This is a genomic window from Psychrobacter sp. S4(2024) (assembly GCF_036861305.1).
GTDB lineage: Bacteria > Pseudomonadota > Gammaproteobacteria > Pseudomonadales > Moraxellaceae > Psychrobacter > Psychrobacter cryohalolentis.
This window is the reverse complement of sequence record NZ_JAZAQR010000003.1, coordinates 623,180-643,349: the sequence shown is the minus strand read 5'-3', so window position 1 is coordinate 643,349 and position 20,170 is coordinate 623,180. Positions and strand designations below refer to the sequence as shown.

Genomic DNA, 20,170 nt, shown 5'->3' with positions numbered 1-20,170 from the left:
TTTAAATCGTTAGAAGCTGTGTGATTATGACTTGTGAAATTTCGATAAAAACCTTTGATGAATTAACCTCCGTTGATCTGTATCATATTTTAAAAGCGCGCTCGCAAGTGTTTGTGGTTGAGCAAAATTGCCCTTATCAAGATATGGATGAGGTCGATTTTGATTGCTTACATCTGGTCGCGCACCAAAACGAGCAGCTGATTGGTTATTGCCGCATTATTCCGCCTGTTTTTAATACCAAAAAATCTGCCGTAACCCCATCAGGTCCTATCCCATCGATTGGTAGAGTGCTGGTTTTAGCAGCACATCGCGGTGATGGTGTCGCCCGTCAAATGATGCTAGAAGCTATCAAATATTGCCGTAAAAAATACGGTAAAAAACCTATCATCATCTCAGCCCAGACTTATCTATTAAACTTTTACCAATCTCTTGGATTTATCCCTGAAGGCGAGCATTATCTTGAAGACGGTATTGAGCATGTCATTATGGTGCTACCTATTATTAAAAAGGTCAAAGTAAAAAGAGAAAGCTCAGGTACGACAAGCAGTATTCTTAGCTTTTTGCTATTGATATTAGCAGTGTTGTTTATTATTGGTTTACTGTATTTGATGGTCTAAAGATTTTTCCACTCAAGGCAAGTCTTACACTACTTCACTGTGGTTCGATTGTGAGTATGCTATTTTTGATAGCAGGTTTATTGATTCGTAATAGGATTGATAAGTCACTTATATATCTGACTCAAGGAAGAGGTAACGATTATGTCCACTGTGGAAAGCAATGTACGACCGGCGTATGATAGCGAGATTGAAAAAATCGCCGATTATGTACTCAATTACTCTATAGATAACGACTCACCCAATAGCGCTGATGCTTGGAATACCGCTCGCTACTGCCTGATGGACACGCTTGGCTGCGGACTACTGGCATTACGTTTCCCTGAATGTACCAAGCATTTAGGTCCTGATTGCGCCGATCAAATTACTCCTAATGGCGCGCGTGTCCCCGGCACCTCCTATCGCCTAGACCCTATTAAAGCTGCCTTTGACATTGGTTGTATCGTGCGCTGGCTTGATTATAATGATACATGGCTCGCTGCCGAATGGGGTCACCCCTCTGACAATTTAGGGGCGATTTTGGCAGTGGCGGATTATATCAGCCAGCAAAACGTCAGTCAGGGGCATGCACCTCTTATTATGAAAGAAGTGCTAGAAGCCATGATTATGGCGCATGAGATTCAAGGGGTGTTGGCATTAGACAACTCCTTTAATCGTGTGGGTCTCGATCATGTATTTTTAGTGAAGTTGGCGTCGACCGCTGTCGTTGCCAAACTTTATAAACTGCCACATTAGCGTATCATGGCTGCCATCTCTCAAGCTATCGTCGATGGTCAAGCGCTACGTACCTATCGTCATGCACCCAATGCTGGTAGTCGCAAATCATGGGCTGCAGGGGATGCGACCAGTCGCGCCGTACGTTTGGTCGATATCACGCGCCGCGGCGAGATGGGCATTCCATCTGCATTGACAGCGCCGCAATGGGGCTTTTATGATGTGCTCTTTAGTCATACTAATAAGGATTTGGCGCTTAAGCCTGAAAACGAACGGTGCTTTACCTTCCAGCGCGAGTTTGGCAGCTATGTGATGGAGAATGTCTTATTTAAGATAAGCTTCCCTGCCGAGTTCCATGCGCAAACTGCTTGTGAGGCGGCCGTTATCTTGCATCCACGTATTGATGACCGCATGGAAGACATTGAAAAAATCATCTTAACGACTCATGAGTCTGCTATTCGGATCATCTCAAAGGAAGGGACGCTGGCCAATCCTGCTGATCGCGATCATTGCTTGCAATATATGGTCGCCGTGGCTTTACTCACCGGTGATTTGATGGCTGAAAACTATGAAGATGATTATCATGCCGAGCATCATATTTTGATTGATGGTCTGCGTCATAAGATGGTCGTTGAAGAAGATGCTGGTTATTCAAAAGACTATCATGATCCAAGCAAGCGCTCGATTGCCAATGCCATTCAGGTGTTTTTTAAAGATGGCAGTAGTACCGATAAGGTAGCGATTGAATACCCTATCGGTCATAAACGCCGCCGTACTGAGGGTTTGCCGATATTGGAGGCAAAGTTCCGTGCCAGTCTTGCGACACGGTTTATCGACAGTCGCTGTACAGAGATTTTTGCATTGTGTAGCGACCAACAGCGGTTAGAGCAGACACCAGTAAACGTATTTATGGATTTATTTGTCGCCTATTGATCGCCTTAACTCGTCAATTTCTAATGAAATAAGGCTCATTCTAAAACCTACCACGGTATAGATTCCCCTGCCCAATCCACAAAACTCCCTGATTGGGCAGCACCCATCTTACTGAGTACCTCAAGCAAGCATTCAGCACTATAGGCTGGCGAAAATAACTGCCCGTCAGCTACGTTGCCCTGAAACGGAGCTGATAGCTGGGTGTTGACAGTGCCTGGCTGCATTACTACCACGCAGACGTCTTTAAGAGAGCGACTCCATTCAATACTCAGGTTTTTCATACCCATATTAAGCGCCGCCTTACTCATGCGGTAGCTGTACCAACCGCCGAGTTGATTGTCACTGATACTACCTACCCTTGCCGATATCGTCGCAAAAATCGCAGGCTTATCTGCGCTTCGTTTAGATTTTGCCAATAGCGGTTTGATGTGCTTGGCAATGAGCAAGCTTGCCAAAGCATTAACCTGCATATTCTGTAAAAAAAACTCACTTTCAATCTGTTGTAGTGATTTTTCTGGCTGACGCATTTTGGTATGCAGCAATCCAGCACAGTTAATCACCCAATCTATATGTGTGGTTTGCTGCTTAATCGCATCAGCTGCTTGTTTGATACTTTGCTCGTCACAGATATCCATCGCTATCCAATACAGATTTTCTGCTTCAAAATCAGGCACGCTTTTATGGTATGTGGCAAAGACACGGATGTCAGTATCGGTGTGCATATCGTTATTCGTAAGGGTGCTAGCGTGTTCATTGGCGGCAGTTTGTACCAATTGTTCAACCATGGCTTTACCGATACCGCCTGTACCACCGATGATAAAATAATTTTTAGTATTCATAAGGCGTTCATCCTTGTGAGTATTTATAGGGGTTATAACGCAATATTAAAACTACTTCTACTATATTGATTCAATGTAAACCTATTTACCATAGGGGGAGTGTGTCACTTATATTGAACGCTGATCATGTGATAAATTTTCGCAGCCTTATTATTTTGATGAAATAGAATATACACAAGAACAAAAAAGCTGCCATAACAGGCAGCTTTTTATACGTTTGCTTTAATTGTCTGGCTTTTTTTAGCCTTTGATTTTAGCTTCTAGTGATGCGCTGGTTCTTTTGATATAGGTATCTCTTTACCATCGCAATCAAACAATTTGCCTTCAGTAAAATAATCACCTTCATATAGATCAATCATCACTACAGGACGTACCGAGCGGTCTTCTGTACCAGCAACAAATACGGACTGTTGGTCTGAATTGCCTATTTTTAAGTGGTTAAACAACAAGTTTAGGGCAATGGCCATGATGGCAGCAGAACTGATACCTGAATGGAAAATCGTTGCAAACCAGTCTGGAAATTGATCATAAAACGCTGGCGCTGCAATCGGTAGCATACCAAAACCGATGGAGGTCGCAACGATGATTAGATTCATATTATTGGTGTAGCTGACCTGCGCAAGCGTACGAATACCACTGGCTGCAACCGTACCAAACAATACGATACCGGCGCCGCCAAGTACGGCAGTAGGAACAGTAGCGATAACACGACCCATAATCGGCATCAAGCCCAAAATAACCAAAATAATACCGGCATAAGCGACTACAAAACGGCTTTTAACACCCGTTACGGCAACTAAGCCTACGTTTTGTGCAAAAGCACTTTGAGTAAATGAGCCAAATATAGGGGCAATCATACTGGCTGCCATATCAGCTCGTAGTCCATTACCCAAACGTTTTGAATCGATATCTGTCTCAATGATATCGCCAACCGCCAAAATATCTGCTGACGTTTCAACCAAAATAACCAATACCACGATAAACATAGAGATAATTGCCGCAATCTCAAAGGTCGGCATACCAAAATGGAACGGTGATGGGAAAGCAAAAATAGAGCCTGTCGTAATACCAGAGAAATCAACCAAGCCTAATGCCCAAGCAGCAAAAGTACCAATGACCATCGCTAATAGAATCGATAGGCGACTGATCGCAGCATTACCAAGCTTGCTTAGTAATAACACCATCGCTAGCGTGAAGCCAGCAAGACCAATATTGGTCATACTACCAAAGGTAGGTAAGTTGCTGTTGCCGCCCATTGCCCAGCGGGCAGCGACTGGCATCAAGGTCAAACCAATAGTAGTAATGACGGTGCCAGTCACTAATGGCGGGAAGAATTTGATAATTTGGGAGAAAATAGGCGTGATCAAAAAGCCCAAAGCAGAGGCGGCAATGACAGCACCAAACACAGAAGGTAGTCCACCCCCCGTTGTCACAATCGCAACCACGGTTGCCACACTCGCAAACGATACACCTTGTACGAGTGGCAGCTGACAGCCAAAGAATGGCACACCAATCGTTTGCAATAAAGTCGCAAGACCACCGATAAATAATGAGGCGGCAATTAACAAGCCAATTTCAGCGGGTAATAATCCAGCTGCCTGTCCCACAATTAATGGAACCGCAATAATACCACCGTACATGGTCAGTACGTGTTGAAAGCCATAAGCAATATTGGCGCCAACACCCAAGTTTTCATCTTCTGGGCGAGCAACTGCCGATTGAGAAGTAGATTTAATATCCATATTAAATAGCCGTCCTTCGTGTTCTGTTGTTGATATGTTCTAGGCTTGTTCTTCGACAACTCCTAGAATGGGACTCAAGATTGTTATAAAACCAAATACTCTACCTATCATTGCTAAAAAGGCGTATCGCCCTTTTATTCATCAATCTTTATTATTGGTCAGCTATAGCGCCACTTTTGTTTATAGCGGCAGATAGCGCTGTGTATAATCTGAATTTGACATTAGAATAGGGATGAATATTTGATAAAACATTTAAATCAGGATTCTAATGTGTTTTTAGCATACCGCTTATTTATAATAACTGCCAGTTATTATTGACCATATGGTCAGGTTTTTTTGTTAGCAATATAAATATCGTTAAAATTGACATCTATAACCTTCAGAAATAAAGTAACAATTGCATCAACACATACGCTTTTATGATTATAATTTTCAACACATTTTGATATTTCATTTCACCATTGATTATACGGACATCAGACCATGCTATCGCCCCAAGACCAATTGACTGAGCTGGTACGTACTCTTGAGACGCAGCAGCATGTCTTTGCCACTGACCCGCTACTCATTACTGAAAAGCTGCAAAATGAAGAAGGATCGCCACTGCAAAAACTGCATCGACGAGCGTCACGAATCGACAGCAATGCCGCGCTGGCAGGCGTGCTTGGTAAGATTGATGGTCGCATCAAAGGCATCATGGTTGTTATGAGCGTGATTTGGTGTCTCTCGGGATTTTTGGGATTATTTACCTTATTGCAGACCAATGTGGTGAACTTCTTTTACGTCTTGGTATGCTTACTGGGTTTTCATAGTCTTATGCTTCTGGGCTGGCTAGCCATGACGCTTATCAGTCAAGGCAAGCAGTCTTCAAATTGGTTTGCCAGCTTTGTCAGTCCCAGTTATTTGATACGTGGTAAAGATGATGTAACCCAAGCGGCAGTCACTCTGTACGAGCGTCAATTACAGCATAGCGGTATGCGTTGGTATTTGGGCAGATTTAGTCATCAGTTATGGCTTGCCACACTGACTGGTATGCTGCTTGCGATTATCTTTCTGCTGATTGTGCGTCAATACAGCTTTAGCTGGGAGTCAACGCTGCTGTCAGATCAGGCGCTAATGACTTTGACGCAACTACTTGGATGGTTACCAAGTATGGTTGGATTCGATGTTCCGGACAGTACGGCTATCGTACAGAGCCGATTAGTGACTGATGCTATGCCTTTGTCTGTCGCACGGCAATGGGCAGGCTTGTTGGTTGGTAGTTTGCTGATGTACGGTATCGTACCAAGGGCGATTGCATGGGCATTTTGTGCCTTGATGTTCCGTCGTAAAAAGATGCGTTTGGATATTAAGCTGCCTTATTATCAAAAGATTTTGAATTTTTGGCAGCGTCATGTGGTGGATGCTGATGACTTTAAAGAAGCCCCCGCGCCTATCGCCCCAAAAGCCCAAGTCAGTGCGGGCAAAAAACTGGTTGCGCTATTAGAGTATCCAGCGGAGCAAAACCAATGGTGGCAGTCGGGTTTCGTTACAGGCATTACTGATACGACTGATATTGAGAATTTTGGTATTCTTGATGACCGTGAAGATATGGCACGGCTAAAGGCTTACCTAGATGCAAATCCGGTACAGGTATTGCTTGGTATTCATTTTAAAGCGCTGCCTGACCGTGGTACCTTGCGTAAACTTGATCAGATCGCCAATCACGCCAAACATGGACTGATTGTACAACTGTTAGAGGACAATAGCCTGAGTCTGACAGAGCACCATAATACGGGCAATGATGTTTTAAATGCTGGTTCAGACTCGAATTTAGAAAAACAACATGTTCGTTATCAGCAATGGCAAACTGCCCTATCTGCTCGAAAAATCGGTTTGATTAATAACTGAGGCTTAGGAATGTTGCCTGAAATCTGTTTTTTAGGCGATGGATTATTGAACTCATACCGAAAGATAGATCAATTTGTTCTACAATAAAAGCTATGATGTTTTTGGATACTACCAATCAATATAAGATTCTATTATGAATAATGACAATAATAATCAGGGAAATAATACGCAGAACAGTCTGCAAAAAACTGATAAGCCTGCAGGGCTTTTTGCTGATAAAGCGTATGAGGTAAATCCTCAAGCATCATCGTCTGGATTAGCCACACAGTCATCAAGTGAACCAGAGACTAGCTACAGGACAGCTAAAAAAACCATCGCTAGTGGTGAGGCATTAAAGCTTGCGGTCGTTGGTCATACCAATACGGGTAAGACCTCTATATTACGTACTCTATTGCGTGACGTTTATTTCGGTGAAGTAAAAAATGAAGCCGCAACCACGCGCCATGTAGAGCGTGCCCAACTGACGGATAGTCAAACGGGTGAAGTGTTGGTGGCTCTATATGACACCCCAGGTTTGGAGGACGCATCAGGGCTGATGGATTGGCTTGAAGATAATACCGCCAGTCGCCGTGATGGTATTGAGCGCCTGCAACAGTTTTTGGCAGCTGATATTGCTCAAAGTAGTGATGCGCTAAGTAGCAATGAGGACTATAGCCAAGAAGCCAAAGTGATTCGTCAGCTGTTAGCAAGTGATATGGCCATCTATGTCGTCGATGCGCGTGAGCCGGTACTCGGTAAATATAGAGATGAGCTGGCTATTTTATCTTGGGCCGCGATTCCTGTTATGCCGGTATTTAATTTCACTGATGCTCAGGATGCCAATATTGATGACTGGCAGACTATGCTGGCAAGACGTAACTTACATATCTCGACGCGCTTTGATTCAGTGGCATTTGAATTTAACGATGAGATGCGTTTATGGCAGAATCTTGCGACTATGCTTACCCATTCTGAAATGCTTGAACAATTAATGGCGCGCCGCACTGGAAACTGGGCACAGTTATATGATGAAGCCAATATTATCATTGCAGATTTCTTGTTAAACGTCGCAGCATTTGTACGAGAGATTGGCGAAGATGATGATCCCATGCCAGTATTACAGCAAATGCAAGAAGCGGTTAGACAGAGTGAACGCGCAATGCAGCATAATTTGCTTAGTTTATATAAATTTTATGACAATGACGTAGCGGCAACGCCACTTGAGCTACAGGCCTATCAGCAAGACCCGTTCGACCCTGAGCTTCTCAAAAGTTATGGCATTCGCACCACATCAGGCGCTGCGGCTGGCGCGTTACTAGGATTGGGTATTGATGCGGCGGCTCTTGGTACAACCTTGGGGTTGGGTGCTGCCATCGGTGGCATCGCAGGTGGATTGCTATCCAATACTGGCAGTATCGCCGATAAAATATCAGGGGTTAAGCGGTTATATATCGACCCTGCAACATTGACCCTGCTAGCTACTCGGGCGATAGATTTGCTCACTGCGCTACGTCACCGTGGGCATGCAGCAACAGATGCTACGCAGCTGATATATAAGGGTGAGGCGTCAATTGGTGATACTGACGCTGGGAATAATAATGCTATAACGCCATGGGCAACGCACAAACTGCCAAGTGAGCTAAAAAAAGCTCGTGGCAAACCGCAGTGGTCATCACTCAGTAGTGGCAAGTCTGAGCAGGCGCAGTTATTACGCGCAGATATGGCATGGTCGCTGGCAAGTAAGCTGTCGTCGTATCAGGGTCAGCCATAATGCATAAACATGTTAAAGATAATATCTCTTACTGACGGGCTTTATGATGCTGGGCTTACTAATGCACTTAAGGCATCAGTACCGCGTACGTCGGTTTGCTGTAGATATATTGGGTATAGCGGATAATTGGGAAAGCTTTGCTCAATATCTTGCATTAATTGCTGTTGGCGCTCAGCACGACGACGCCAAAACGTATCGGACTGGGTCAGAGCTATCAACTGATTGATAACGATTGCGGCTGGCATAAGCTTACTGTCTTCTAACTGCTCTATCGCTCGCTTTGTTTCAGCCAGTGGCAATACGTCAGCCGTCATCACTAATACAATGGCGGTTTGTGTACGGTCATGAAGCAGCAACCCTGCCTGACGAAACAGCTGTTTGCGTTTTTCTAGTACAGATACTGCTTGCTCCCAGCGATCATTCTTTTTTTCGGCAAATGGATTGGCTAAGTCGTTTTTATTATTGTCTTGTTCATGACTGCCCAAATGATTTGCCACTGAACGCAGTTTTGCCTGCCTTCGCTGCTGAGCGAGCAATCCATCCGTCCATGCCCCCATCATCTCAGGCAGCACTAATAAACGCAGTGTATGTCCCGTCGGTGCGGTATCAAAAATGACGTGCTCATAGCCGGCATCTGCTGCTTCGACTAGATGGTGACACATGGATTCGAGCATCGCGGCTTCTTGTGCACCAGGTGCTGATTTTGATAGCCGTAGATGCTCGCGAATTTTTGGCATCATATCTGGATTGGCATAAGAGGTAATGGTGCGTTCAACTTGGGCAAAATGCTCATCAACGATGATGTCAGGGTTTAGTTCAATAGCGTCCAAATAAGGGGTTACGACTGTTTTTTGATTTTTTAGCGGGACGTTTAACACATCGCCCAAGCTATGTGCCGGATCAGTCGAGACAATCAGCGTCTTTTTACCTTGATTGGCATAATAGCTGGCAAGTGCAGCGGCAGTGGTGGTTTTACCCACTCCGCCTTTGCCACCGATAAATATAATCGGCTGTGTCATTAATTGCTCTACAAATGCAGGCAATGGATGTAATGCCATACTTTTATCTCGTTTTAATTAATTCAAAGGAAACTAACAACAACCAACATGATCAAAGGGACATCTATCCATGCCCATGCGTGTATGCCATTCATGGAAATTTTCTAAAAACAAAGGCTGCAATTCTAGCGTATAGAAGCTTGCCGGATTATCGATGCCTAAGCTTTCCGCAAACATGAGTAGCATAAAAAAATCTTCCTCATCACGCGCGGCGCGTGCCATCGTCTGGCGATACGGCGCATGATAAAACTCGTTTAACCCAGCCGCAAACCGTTGCCACCATGGCTCAATATTTTTTATAGGTTTTGTGATATCTGCCTTTTCCATAATGACCCTTATTTTGCGTATGCTTATTATCTATCATGCCTATATGAGACAAAAAACGCCAGCAATTGCTGCTAGCGCTTTTATCGTAATTCAGTAAGTATTTAACTAGGCATTCAACATGGCTTAGAGGTTGCTTTTGCCTCTGTGTATCGACCATTCTTTACGGAGTACTGATAAACTCTCAAACGTCACTAAGATTGTGGCTATCAAGATAATGATATCCATAATAACAAGCAGCCAATTACCGTCATTGAAAAAGGTTTTTAGCTGAATCAATAATGCAAAAACCGTCATGACCAGTAAGAACGACAATGGTCCTAAGGTATACCATACTGGTCTGCCTTTACGTAATAAGATAACGGTGACAATCATCAAGGTTAGTGCAGCCATGAGCTGATTTGTCGTGCCAAATAACGGCCAAATAATCATACCACCAGCACCATCGATGCCACCAGCACCGAATGCTAATAATAGACAGCTACCAACAGCAAGCAATGTTGCCACCACACTCTTATTCAGCACGGGCAGTTTATAAATTTCACCAAATTCTTGGAAGATATAGCGTTGCAAACGTACTCCAGTATCCATCGTGGTACCAGCAAACAAGGCTGCCATTACCGTTAGCATCGTCTGCGATAAAACCATATCAATGCCGACGCCTGCATTCAGTATGGTTGCACCGCCATCAATAAAGGCACCAATAGAGCCATCGCCAAATTTTTGATAAACGGCTTGCCAGTCGCCAAGGGTTGCAAAGCCTGCTGTTGCCGCAAGTATCGCACCAAGTGCTAGCATGCCCTCACCCATGGCACCGAAGTAACCAACGAATCGTACATCTTCTTCTTTATCAATTTGCTTAGACGTCGTACCCGTCGCTACCAAACCATGAAAGCCTGAGATTGCACCACAAGCAATGGTCACAAATAATAAAGGCAACATAGATGGTGTGCCGATTGGCAATGCTGTGTTGATCGCTGGCGCGACAATATTCGGCGTCGCAATAAAGATGGCAGCGTACAATAAAATCAGACCGACAAATAACTGCAAGCCATTGATGTAATCGCGCGGCTGCAACAGCATCCAGACTGGTAACAAAGATGCGATTGCCGCATAGACAAACAAAATAATAATCCAAACAGCATTGTCAGGTAAGCCTAAGAATGTCTCAGGTAACACAATGGGGAACATAGGACCAAGATAGATAAGCCCATATAAAGCCGTAACCCCAATGATTGATACCCAAACCAGATTCATCTTATAGCGATAAATGCATTGACCGATGATAAACGCGACTATCAAAGCGCCCCAAACAGGCAGCACAGCGGATGGGGTTTTTATCATCATATTAGCAATAGCGACGCCGAATACCGCATTTACCATGAGTAATAATAAAAAGATGACAATCATCATCAAGCTGCGTACACGTGTACCCATGACCGTACCGGCAATCGAGCCAATCGATTGACCTCGATTGCGCATACTAGCCCAAATGGCAGACATGTCGTGGACACCCGCCATAAAAATAGTACCTAATACCACCCAAATGATAGCAGGTACCCAGCCCCAAATAACCGCAATGGCAGGACCAATAATCGGTGCTGCCCCTGCGACTGAAGTAAAATGGTGTCCCCACAACACATATTTATTAGTGGGAATATAATCTACCCCATCCTTCATGGTATGTGCTGGCGTGGGGATACTATTATCCAATGCCAAAATTTTAGTGGCGATAAATTTTGAGTAAAACAGATAACCGCAAAGCATAGCGGCAACAGCAAACAATAGCACGATTGCACTATTCATCTTATCTCTCCTTAGACAAGTAATGGGTAGCCTTATAAGTTCAAGCTTTTTAATTTAGAATATAAAAAATATGTTAAATTAGTCTTCGGCGGGTGACTCAGAGCATCTGACCATACGCAATTAAGCAGTTGATAGAAATTTTGTCATATCATCATCCATTAATACGGCTGAACTTTATAGTTAGCAGACGTCATCAGTCAGTATATGATATGGTGAATCTTTGGTTGGCAACCCATTTAAATACTAACCGATTTAACGAAGAATGTAACGCTAGTTAAACCTCGAAAACAACAAATAAAGGAAGCACAATGGCGCATTATTTTGGATTTGTACCTTCAGATAAATTAAAAGCATTAATCGTTGAAGCTGAGCAAATCGTTGCATCGAATGAGGAAGTACCATACTACCCATATCGCGATGCTTTAACACATCAGACTGCGCGTGATCTTATTGATAATTTATTGGTTGGTCTGGTTGACATTATCCCAAATCCTGAACGCCAAGTGTCCATGCGTAAAGTGGTTGTCACTGTTGAACGTGCGACCGATACCTTGCTTAATATTTTACTGGGTAAAGAAAATAACGAAGAAGTATTGCCAAGCTTCCATTTTCTAAGAGATCGAGCAACCTTTATCGATAATGACGGTCTAAAACGGGTGGGTTTTAAGCTCACAGAACAACATACTGCCATCATTCAAAAAGGTTTTGCAGCCATTACTCCTGAACATGTGGATACCAAGACATTTAAAACCGCACTTGAAACCATGAACGAAGAAACTTTAACTCACTTTATTAGCCGTTTTGCTGAAACCTTAAAATTGGGTATGATTAAACGCAAATCTGTACCTGTTGCCAAAGCAGCTATCGATAAAGGCATGAATATGGCACTTAATAAGTTGTTACCTGATTTGCCAGACAGCTCATTGAATCGCTTGGCGAACTATTACCGCCCTTTTATCGTAGAAAAGCCAGAATAAGTGCCAATATTTGATTAATTTTGCCTCAAAAGCCAGTTGGCATTGGGCATATTCACTAAAATTTGCTAAAATAAGCGGCACTTTTTACCAAAGGCACGTCCGATGACCCAAATCAGCAATCAAGAAATTGAAAAAACATTACGTAACTCAGAATGCCTAATCAGCAGTATAGAAGTTGCTGCCGCTTATGAGCGTTTAGCCGCACAGCTTAATCTTCACTATGCTGGTCTAAATCCGATTGTTATGGTCGTTATGAATGGCGGGCTTATCCCAGCCGGTCAATTACTGACTCACCTTACTTTTTATCATCGTATGCATTATATCCATGCATCACGCTATCGTGATAACGAAGGAACCAATGAGCTTGATTGGAAATTTAAGCCTGATGTTAACATTGAAGGCGAGCATGTCTTATTGATCGATGATATTTTTGATGAAGGCATCACCTTAAAAGCAGTGGTTGAAGAATTGAGCAAGGAAAAACCTTTATCGATTGAATCATGTGTTCTCCTTAATAAAGAGCATGATCGTAAAGTTAAAGGTTTCGATGTTGATTTCGTTGGTATTAATGTTGCAGATCGCTATGTTTATGGCTGTGGTATGGACTTCCATGGTTACTTACGCCATCTGCCTGGTATCTACGCTATTAAAGAAGACAAGATTTAATCAGTTTTTGGTTGACTTGATAGCATAGTAAAAAAGCGCCCGATGGGTGCTTTTTTATTGCTTATTGATAAGTATATGTATTTGAATGTTTTTTGATAATATAGGCGATAAATACTAACTAAAACTGCAATGCCAAACCCGTATGGCGCTCAGTCGGTGTCTGAATGGCTTTTTCGAAAGCATGTTTTGTACTATATATAGACACCTGTTTTTTAGCGCGGGTTACCGCCGTATAAATAAGCTCTTTGCTCAAAAGCCTTGCATGACTATTATCAAAAGTAATGGCCACATGATCAAACTCAGACCCCTGCGATTTATGAATGGTCATTGCATATGCTGTGGCTATAACGTCTTCATTTAGCAGATTGACAGCAATTCCCTGTGCTTTATTCTCAAAGAACACCTCAAGTCGGCTTCTTTCATCTCCTGTATGCAAGCAAAAACCAATATCGCCATTAAATAATCCAAGTTCATAGTTGTTTTGTAAAACCATAACGGGACGACCATGAAACCATGTATTTTGACCTAGCGGTAGCTTTAGTTCAGTAAGATGCCATTGAGTGATATGGTTATTAATGTAGTGATCACCCCACTCGCCATTATGACCAGCACTCAAGACTCTAAACTGATTAAACGTTTGCATTAATGAGGTAATTGTACTTTTTACTGATTCTGGCATGGATTTTTCTATTGGATCCTTTAGTAGTGATTTAACTTTATTTAGGTATTTATAGTAATTTAGAGTGAGGTCTGAGATAATCTTATAATTACTTAGGCTATTTTGTATCTTATTATCTATAGCTATCTCTGTTTGCAACGTATTTACATATTGAAAACTCAGTGCCTTGTCCTGTCTTAACAACTGCCAAATAGCTTGAGTATCTGCCTCTGTCTTATTAATTTGATTGGCAAGCTTGCCAATCCCTGAGTCTGCGCTAAATCGGCGACTCTCTGTTAGCTTTGCATGTATAGGTTGTAGCAATGGAATGCGGCATAAGTCAGCCAATACTGCCCCAGCATCTACTGCGGCTAGCTGGTTCGCATCTCCTAACAATATAAGCCTTGCGCCTGGTTTCACCGCACTCACAAGGTAATTAGCCAGTTCCACCCCCAACATAGACGCCTCATCGACAATGATAATATCTTCGCCGAGTGGATTATTTGCATTGTAACGTGGTCTACCTGTTCGACCAATGCCTAATAAGCGATGAATGGTCTTGGCTTCTTGCAGTTGTAGCTCTACATTCGATCCATCTAGAGCCGCTTGCAAAGACTCTTGCATTCGCTGGGCAGCCTTACCAGTCGGTGCTGCTAAGGCTAGGCTGGCACTGTCTGTACTGAACCGAATTTTTCCATGCTCATCACCCCCACTCTCTGCAGCTTGTTGCAGAGCAATTACTAATTGAGCAACCGTATAGGTCTTCCCTGTACCGGGACCACCAGTAATAATGCTAAAGGCATTGTTATTAGCGACATTAATAGCCATTACCTGCTGCTCATGTAGGTTTTCCGGTATCGCTATCTCTAAAGGGTTTATCTGTTGGTTCAAAATAGTATTAATGTGCTGTGCTAAGTTGAATTCTGCTTGCCAAGCTCGATGTAACCAAAAAGTGATCTTAATATTTTGTGTATCAGCTTCTGGTTCATTAATATGCTGATACACAATAGGTTGATTATTTTTGCTTAGGCTATTTTTATTATTCACGTTAGAATTAGCGTCAGCGAACAAAGTATGCTCATGAATAGACTGAATGAAGGAATTCAGATTCGTGTTTTTCACTATCTGATAAAGTGCAGCAACCGCATCAAAGCGTTTGCTGAGTATCTCTTTTTCACGATTGGTGAGTGCCAGCTGCGCCCATAGCTGAGCTCGCTTACTAAACATGATGTCTAGCAGGATAAATAATGATAACTCAGCTGTAGAATCATCCTCTTGCTGAGTAACTGTTTGAATGTCAATCAGTACTAGAATGGGCGTTGCTAACATCTCTAATAGTTGCTGCTGCCAGGCATATAGGGTGACCAGCTCGCCGTTGATTTGACCTTGTATTGGATGTTCATGCTCAGTTTCCTCAATGGTGAGTACAGTATGTCCCTCTTCTAAATGAGTGGCCAACATAACGAATAAAGCAGTAAATAAGCCATTTTGTTCCGTCTTATCGATTTGCTTACTATCAGCATTAGCCTTTGCCTCAGTGACGTTATACGCTAAGTGCGTTTGCTGACGGCGCAGCAATATATAATTACTGATGTTACTAGCCCAGCTTTCTTGTAAGCTAACAGCCGCTCTGCTCTTATTGTTATTATTGTTATTATTGTTATTATTACTCATAGTATGCTTGTCTCTATTTTTATCCAGTTAGTCGCTATCATGGTTGTTTTTTATTTAATTCGCTATTTATGGCCCACTAATCTGGCAGGCCAAACAACGCATCTAGGGCCTTAATGAACTCAATTGGAATGTCCCACGTGACTAATCCATAGCGGTCATTGGGCATTGAGTGTCTATTATCCTCTTTAGCATCTTGCGATAGATCAGCAGCTATTTGAGAATTTGAATCATACACGCCCCGTAAAAAGACATACTCGACAGCGCCAAGATACTTATCTTCATTACCTGCATAATCACTAATTCTCATTGCAAGGAAACGATGTAGCGCGACTTGATAAATCGCTGCCTGTAACCAATATCCTGCCTTTGACATTGCTTGCTTGAGTGTGCTTTCGTCATAATCGCTTAGGCTATTTCCTAAAAAATTACTTTTGTAATCGACAACGTAATACTTGCCAGCATGCTCATACACCAAATCGATTTCACCCCGCAGATAACGATACAAATGCGCTTTGTTTTGTGGAATAAGATTGACGTGTTTGTCCGCTTCATTCGGGAGATACTGCTGAAATAGGCTATTAATATCTTGCGCCTTAAAACGCTCTGATAGCCCCATATTGAACTCTAATTCAGCAAACCGCTGACTTGCATCAATAGAGCATAACGGTTGATTGGACGCTAATAACGGCGCCTGTAGCACCTCTTCAACCCAGTTAAGTAATGCCTCATGCTTTGTAGCATCTATTGAATCTAAGTCAGGTATACGACCATCTTCTTTATTCTTTGCTTGTAATAGTCTACTTTGCTGCTCAGCACTACTATAAACCAGAGGCAACTGATAACTACTAACGGCTCTATCAATCACCTGAGACCACTGCGATTTATTGTTGAAATCAATTTTTTCAAATATCTCATGCAAAAACGTACCGGCATTGGCGCCTTTGATAAAAGTAAAACGTATATCATCCTCTGATTTGAGGCTCAACTCACTAACTGGTTTAAAAAAACCACTATTACTGGACGATACTACCGACTCTGTCATATCAATGTCTATGGCATCATCCATACGTTCATCTACCACAGCCAGCGCCTGCGTAGATTCATCTAGCTGACGGGCTAAAGCCGTAAAACTGGTCTTGGCCCAACCATAAAAATAATTGGTTTTCATAACTTCTGCAAAAGGCGCGTACTCAATAGTCTCAGTTATAGATTTAGCAGTGGCAAGCGTTGCGTTACCTGCTAAGCCCAATGCATTAGCACCATTACTGTCATTATTATAGAACTCATTGACATTATGCCCTCTGAGCATACCTACGATGCCTTTGAGCCTATCAGGCAAATCAAACTTTGCCTCTGGTGATTCCAACCAATAGAACGCTGGCTTTAGCTCAAATCCTGTTTTGTTATTAGGATCTCGCAACACCACATAAAGCTGCTCGCTGGCACGCGTAAATGCCACATAGCCAAGCCGTCGCAGCTCATCAAAGCCTTCTTTCGTCTCGATTTCGGTATAACAATCTTCTGTGGTGGCAGAGCCTCTTACGGGTGAGAAGCGGCGCTGGTTGCCTGTTGATTGATTCTCTGCCGATTGCTGCATTAAAACCGACGGAGCTTGCTGGGCGTTGTATAGATACAGCCCAAACTTTTCATTATTGCCCGCCTTCCGACTAGCATCGCCCATACCCAATACATAGACAATGGGAAACTCAAGCCCTTTGGACTTGTGGATGGTCATAAGCTGCACGCCAGACTCTGTCGGTAGCGGGTATTGCTTAGCCCAATCGCTATTGGGAGCAGCATCTATATTTTGTCTAAACCAAGCCAATAGTTCGTGCTCACCCATGCCGATACCATACTGCGCCAAGACATCCATCATATGACGCAAATCCATAATGTGACGATCGCCTTCTGGATGAGTTGCCAGAGCTTGCCAAACGCCTTGCGGCTGCACGGGGTTTTTATCTAATAAGTAATGTAATGCTGACAAAACACCAAAGTGCTGCCAGTTTTGAGCCGCTTGTTTTAGGTAAGTAATAAAATCTTGATAGCTTTTTTTATTATTAACTGCTTTCGTACTAGCGCTACTTAAGTGGCTACCCTCTGTCACTCCTGACTCATGGTCAGTCATCATGGCTTTGACTTCTTTGATACTCAGGCCATACAGATGGCTAGTCAGTACCCGATTAATCATATCATGACGGTATGGGTATAGCATGGCACTCAGCAGCGCCGCCACATCCTCTGCCATTATGGTTTCAAAGATACTGACATCACTGGTGGTCAAGGTTGGTACATTAAGCTTAACCAGCTCATCCTCAACCCGTTTTAAGTCTTTTTTGGTACGTGCCAGCACACCAATATCACTAGGCTGAATCGGTTTGCCTTTTAAGGTCTGACCACTACTGAGCAAGGTCGCAATATGACGCGCGGTGATTTCAAACTCATCATAATCAAGCTCTTTATCTTTATCATAAGGTAGATGCAACAAGCTCACTGGTTGAGCAGAAAGTATCTCTGTCACTAAAGTACTGTTTTGAGTAATTGGCTCATTAAACCAAGACAGTTGGTTTTCTGGTTTAGAAGCTTTGATATGCTGATAATAAATACTGCTACCTAGCTGTGCTAATTTATTCTCAGCAGTCGTTATCGTTGGCATGCCAAACCAGCAATTTAGTGCATCAATTACACCAGCATTTGAGCGGCGGTTAATATCGAGCGTCCAAAGGCTACTTTTCTCAAACTGGGCTTTCATATAGTTGTAGTTGGCCACATCACCGCCACGAAACCCATAAATAGCCTGCTTGGGGTCTCCAACCAATAGCAAAAACTCATGGCTGGCTTTTTTAGTAGCTGACTTTGCATCATTATCAGCAACCTTGCCCTGTTTCTTTGGCAAATAAATACTTTCAATCATAATAGCTTGCTCACCATTGATATCTTGCGACTCATCAATCAGAGCAACCGGATAATGGTGACGAATGTAACGTGCTAGCTTCTCTCCTTGCCGACCCGTTAACGCTTGATTTAAGCGCACCATTTGTAAACTAAAGGTCGTCTCACCGCGCTCTTCTAAGATGACTGGTAACCTGTCACGTACCGCAAGCACGATATGGCGATTAAGGTTGGCTAAGATAGCCGTGATATACTCATCTAGCTTTTTACTTTCTTCGATATACCGTTTAAAATCACGAACGACCTGCAATTCGTTAAATATTAAATTAATTCTTTCACCATCTTTAGGTACACGAAATTGAGAGCCTATATTATCCGTTTTCTGAAAAGCCTCAATCAACTTTCCTGTATAAGTTTTGGAGTCTGATATAGACTTATAAGCAGTTGGGCCAGAATCTTCTAATGTTTGGATGATTTTCGGCCAAGAGTCTCTGTTGTTTAATAATTGACCTTTCGGAACTTCATAATACTCGCCGTCAGGCTTAAAAAAAACATCAAGCTCATCGCTGCACTCAATGATAGTATTTATAAGCCGCTCATAGCCCTCAAAAGAAAAACTCTGTACTACAACGTCATCAATCGGTGCTGAAATAAAGTTAAGCGAACGAGTCACATATTTTTTATGATCGCTAACTGCAGTCAGCTTGCCTTGCTGATCCATTAGCGCATATAGTTTAGGCTCCTCGTGATACAGTCTGCTTTGGAACTGCCTCAGCTCATCATGAATAATACTGTCAGTCACCTGCTCAATACTGCTGTCTTCAATAATAGCCATACCTTGCTGATGACCGGTCTCGCTACTGTATTCAATCAACCACTTTTGCGCCAAACTGTCGAGTGTGCCTACAAACAGCTTATCCAACGTGGTTAGTACTAGCGCAGTGCGTCGAATGGCCTCCGCCATTGGATAGCTGTGAACATGATCAAGTAAAAACCCAGTCAAATGCAGATTAATGGGATCGTCCATAACGGCGTCTAAGCGTGCATATTTAGCCTGATTAACTAGCCAGTTTTCACGATCTTTTTTTACTTGTTTACGTTTCTCAGCCACCGCTTGCTTATCAGCAGCAAGGTCTTGATTTAAATCGTCAATACCTGTCTCAACGTTTGCGTCTACGTCTGAATCATTGCCTGCTTGTGCGTCTTTATTACCCTCAGGCATGACTTGTAGTATATTGGGATAGAGACTCTCTTTATTGCTAGTATCAGCACTTAGGCTATTGACCCATTGTAATAATTGGTAGAAATCTACTAAACGATCATGGATACGCTGACGCATTTCGGCAGCGGCGGCTCGAGTAAAAGTCGTGGCGATGATTTGCTCTGGCGCGCGTCGCGCTTCAATGAGCAGTCGTAGCATAATGCCTGTGAGTGTCCAAGTCTTGCCTGTACCAGCTGAGGCTTCAATCAGGTGTTTACCCGTTAGATCAACATCGACTGCCGGTATGACATCGGCTTTACGTTCAGGTATAGCAGACAAACAAGGCAGCTCATCTGAATATTCATCAAATAAATTCGGTTGTGTAGACAAGTCAATGATATTGGTTTGGTCAGTAAAGTCTGTCATATGGGC

Annotated in this window: 12 protein-coding genes and 1 pseudogene; 6 read left to right on the top strand and 7 right to left on the bottom strand. The window is 42.9% G+C overall.

Going from position 1 to position 20,170, the window contains the following annotated elements:
• The first annotated feature begins 26 nt into the window (after positions 1-26).
• Positions 27-617, top strand: coding sequence for a GNAT family N-acetyltransferase (locus tag VLA57_RS10535; RefSeq protein WP_011513636.1), 591 nt, complete (start codon positions 27-29; stop codon positions 615-617).
• A 141-nt stretch (positions 618-758) separates the two neighbouring features.
• A pseudogene (locus VLA57_RS10530) lies at positions 759-2,261 on the top strand (bifunctional 2-methylcitrate dehydratase/aconitate hydratase).
• A 47-nt stretch (positions 2,262-2,308) separates the two neighbouring features.
• On the opposite strand, the gene VLA57_RS10525 reads toward VLA57_RS10530, so the two are convergent.
• Both VLA57_RS10525 and VLA57_RS10520 read right to left on the bottom strand, forming a co-directional pair.
• A complete protein-coding gene (locus VLA57_RS10525; RefSeq protein ID WP_133104345.1) occupies positions 2,309-3,100 on the bottom strand; it encodes an SDR family oxidoreductase in 792 nt (263 codons plus the stop codon).
• 260 nt (positions 3,101-3,360) lie between these two features.
• Positions 3,361-4,842 (bottom strand): nucleobase:cation symporter-2 family protein, encoded by a 1,482-nt coding sequence (locus tag VLA57_RS10520; RefSeq protein ID WP_133104344.1) that lies wholly within the window; start codon positions 4,840-4,842, stop codon positions 3,361-3,363.
• 483 nt (positions 4,843-5,325) lie between these two features.
• On the opposite strand from VLA57_RS10520, the gene VLA57_RS10515 reads away from it, so the two are divergent.
• Positions 5,326-6,732: a DUF2868 domain-containing protein gene (locus VLA57_RS10515; protein ID WP_133104343.1), complete on the top strand. Its 1,407-nt coding sequence runs from the start codon at positions 5,326-5,328 to the stop codon at positions 6,730-6,732.
• Between the two features lie 133 nt (positions 6,733-6,865).
• Positions 6,866-8,482 carry a DUF3482 domain-containing protein gene (locus tag VLA57_RS10510; protein WP_133104342.1) on the top strand — a complete coding sequence of 539 codons (1,617 nt, stop codon included), beginning with the start codon at positions 6,866-6,868 and terminating at the stop codon, positions 8,480-8,482.
• A gap of 41 nt (positions 8,483-8,523) precedes the next feature.
• On the opposite strand, the gene VLA57_RS10505 is transcribed toward VLA57_RS10510, so the two are convergent.
• The 3 genes from VLA57_RS10505 to VLA57_RS10495 form a co-directional block, all read right to left on the bottom strand.
• Positions 8,524-9,540, bottom strand: coding sequence for an ArsA family ATPase (locus tag VLA57_RS10505; protein ID WP_133104341.1), 1,017 nt, complete (start codon positions 9,538-9,540; stop codon positions 8,524-8,526).
• A 33-nt stretch (positions 9,541-9,573) separates the two neighbouring features.
• Positions 9,574-9,867: a cory-CC-star protein gene (locus tag VLA57_RS10500; protein WP_011513629.1), complete on the bottom strand. Its 294-nt coding sequence runs from the start codon at positions 9,865-9,867 to the stop codon at positions 9,574-9,576.
• A gap of 123 nt (positions 9,868-9,990) precedes the next feature.
• Positions 9,991-11,670, bottom strand: coding sequence for a carbon starvation CstA family protein (locus VLA57_RS10495; RefSeq protein ID WP_133104340.1), 1,680 nt, complete (start codon positions 11,668-11,670; stop codon positions 9,991-9,993).
• 308 nt (positions 11,671-11,978) lie between these two features.
• On the opposite strand from VLA57_RS10495, the gene VLA57_RS10490 reads away from it, so the two are divergent.
• A complete protein-coding gene (locus VLA57_RS10490; RefSeq protein WP_333954883.1) occupies positions 11,979-12,647 on the top strand; it encodes a hypothetical protein in 669 nt (222 codons plus the stop codon).
• Between the two features lie 102 nt (positions 12,648-12,749).
• A complete protein-coding gene (locus VLA57_RS10485) occupies positions 12,750-13,313 on the top strand; it encodes a hypoxanthine-guanine phosphoribosyltransferase (protein WP_011513626.1) in 564 nt (187 codons plus the stop codon).
• A gap of 118 nt (positions 13,314-13,431) precedes the next feature.
• Here VLA57_RS10485 and recD read toward each other — a convergent pair whose 3' ends face one another.
• Positions 13,432-15,645 (bottom strand): exodeoxyribonuclease V subunit alpha, encoded by a 2,214-nt coding sequence (gene recD / locus VLA57_RS10480; RefSeq protein WP_333954882.1) that lies wholly within the window; start codon positions 15,643-15,645, stop codon positions 13,432-13,434.
• 76 nt (positions 15,646-15,721) lie between these two features.
• Complete coding sequence (locus tag VLA57_RS10475) at positions 15,722-20,164, bottom strand: UvrD-helicase domain-containing protein (protein WP_133104337.1); 4,443 nt, start codon at positions 20,162-20,164, stop codon at positions 15,722-15,724.
• Positions 20,165-20,170: the final 6 nt, after the last annotated feature.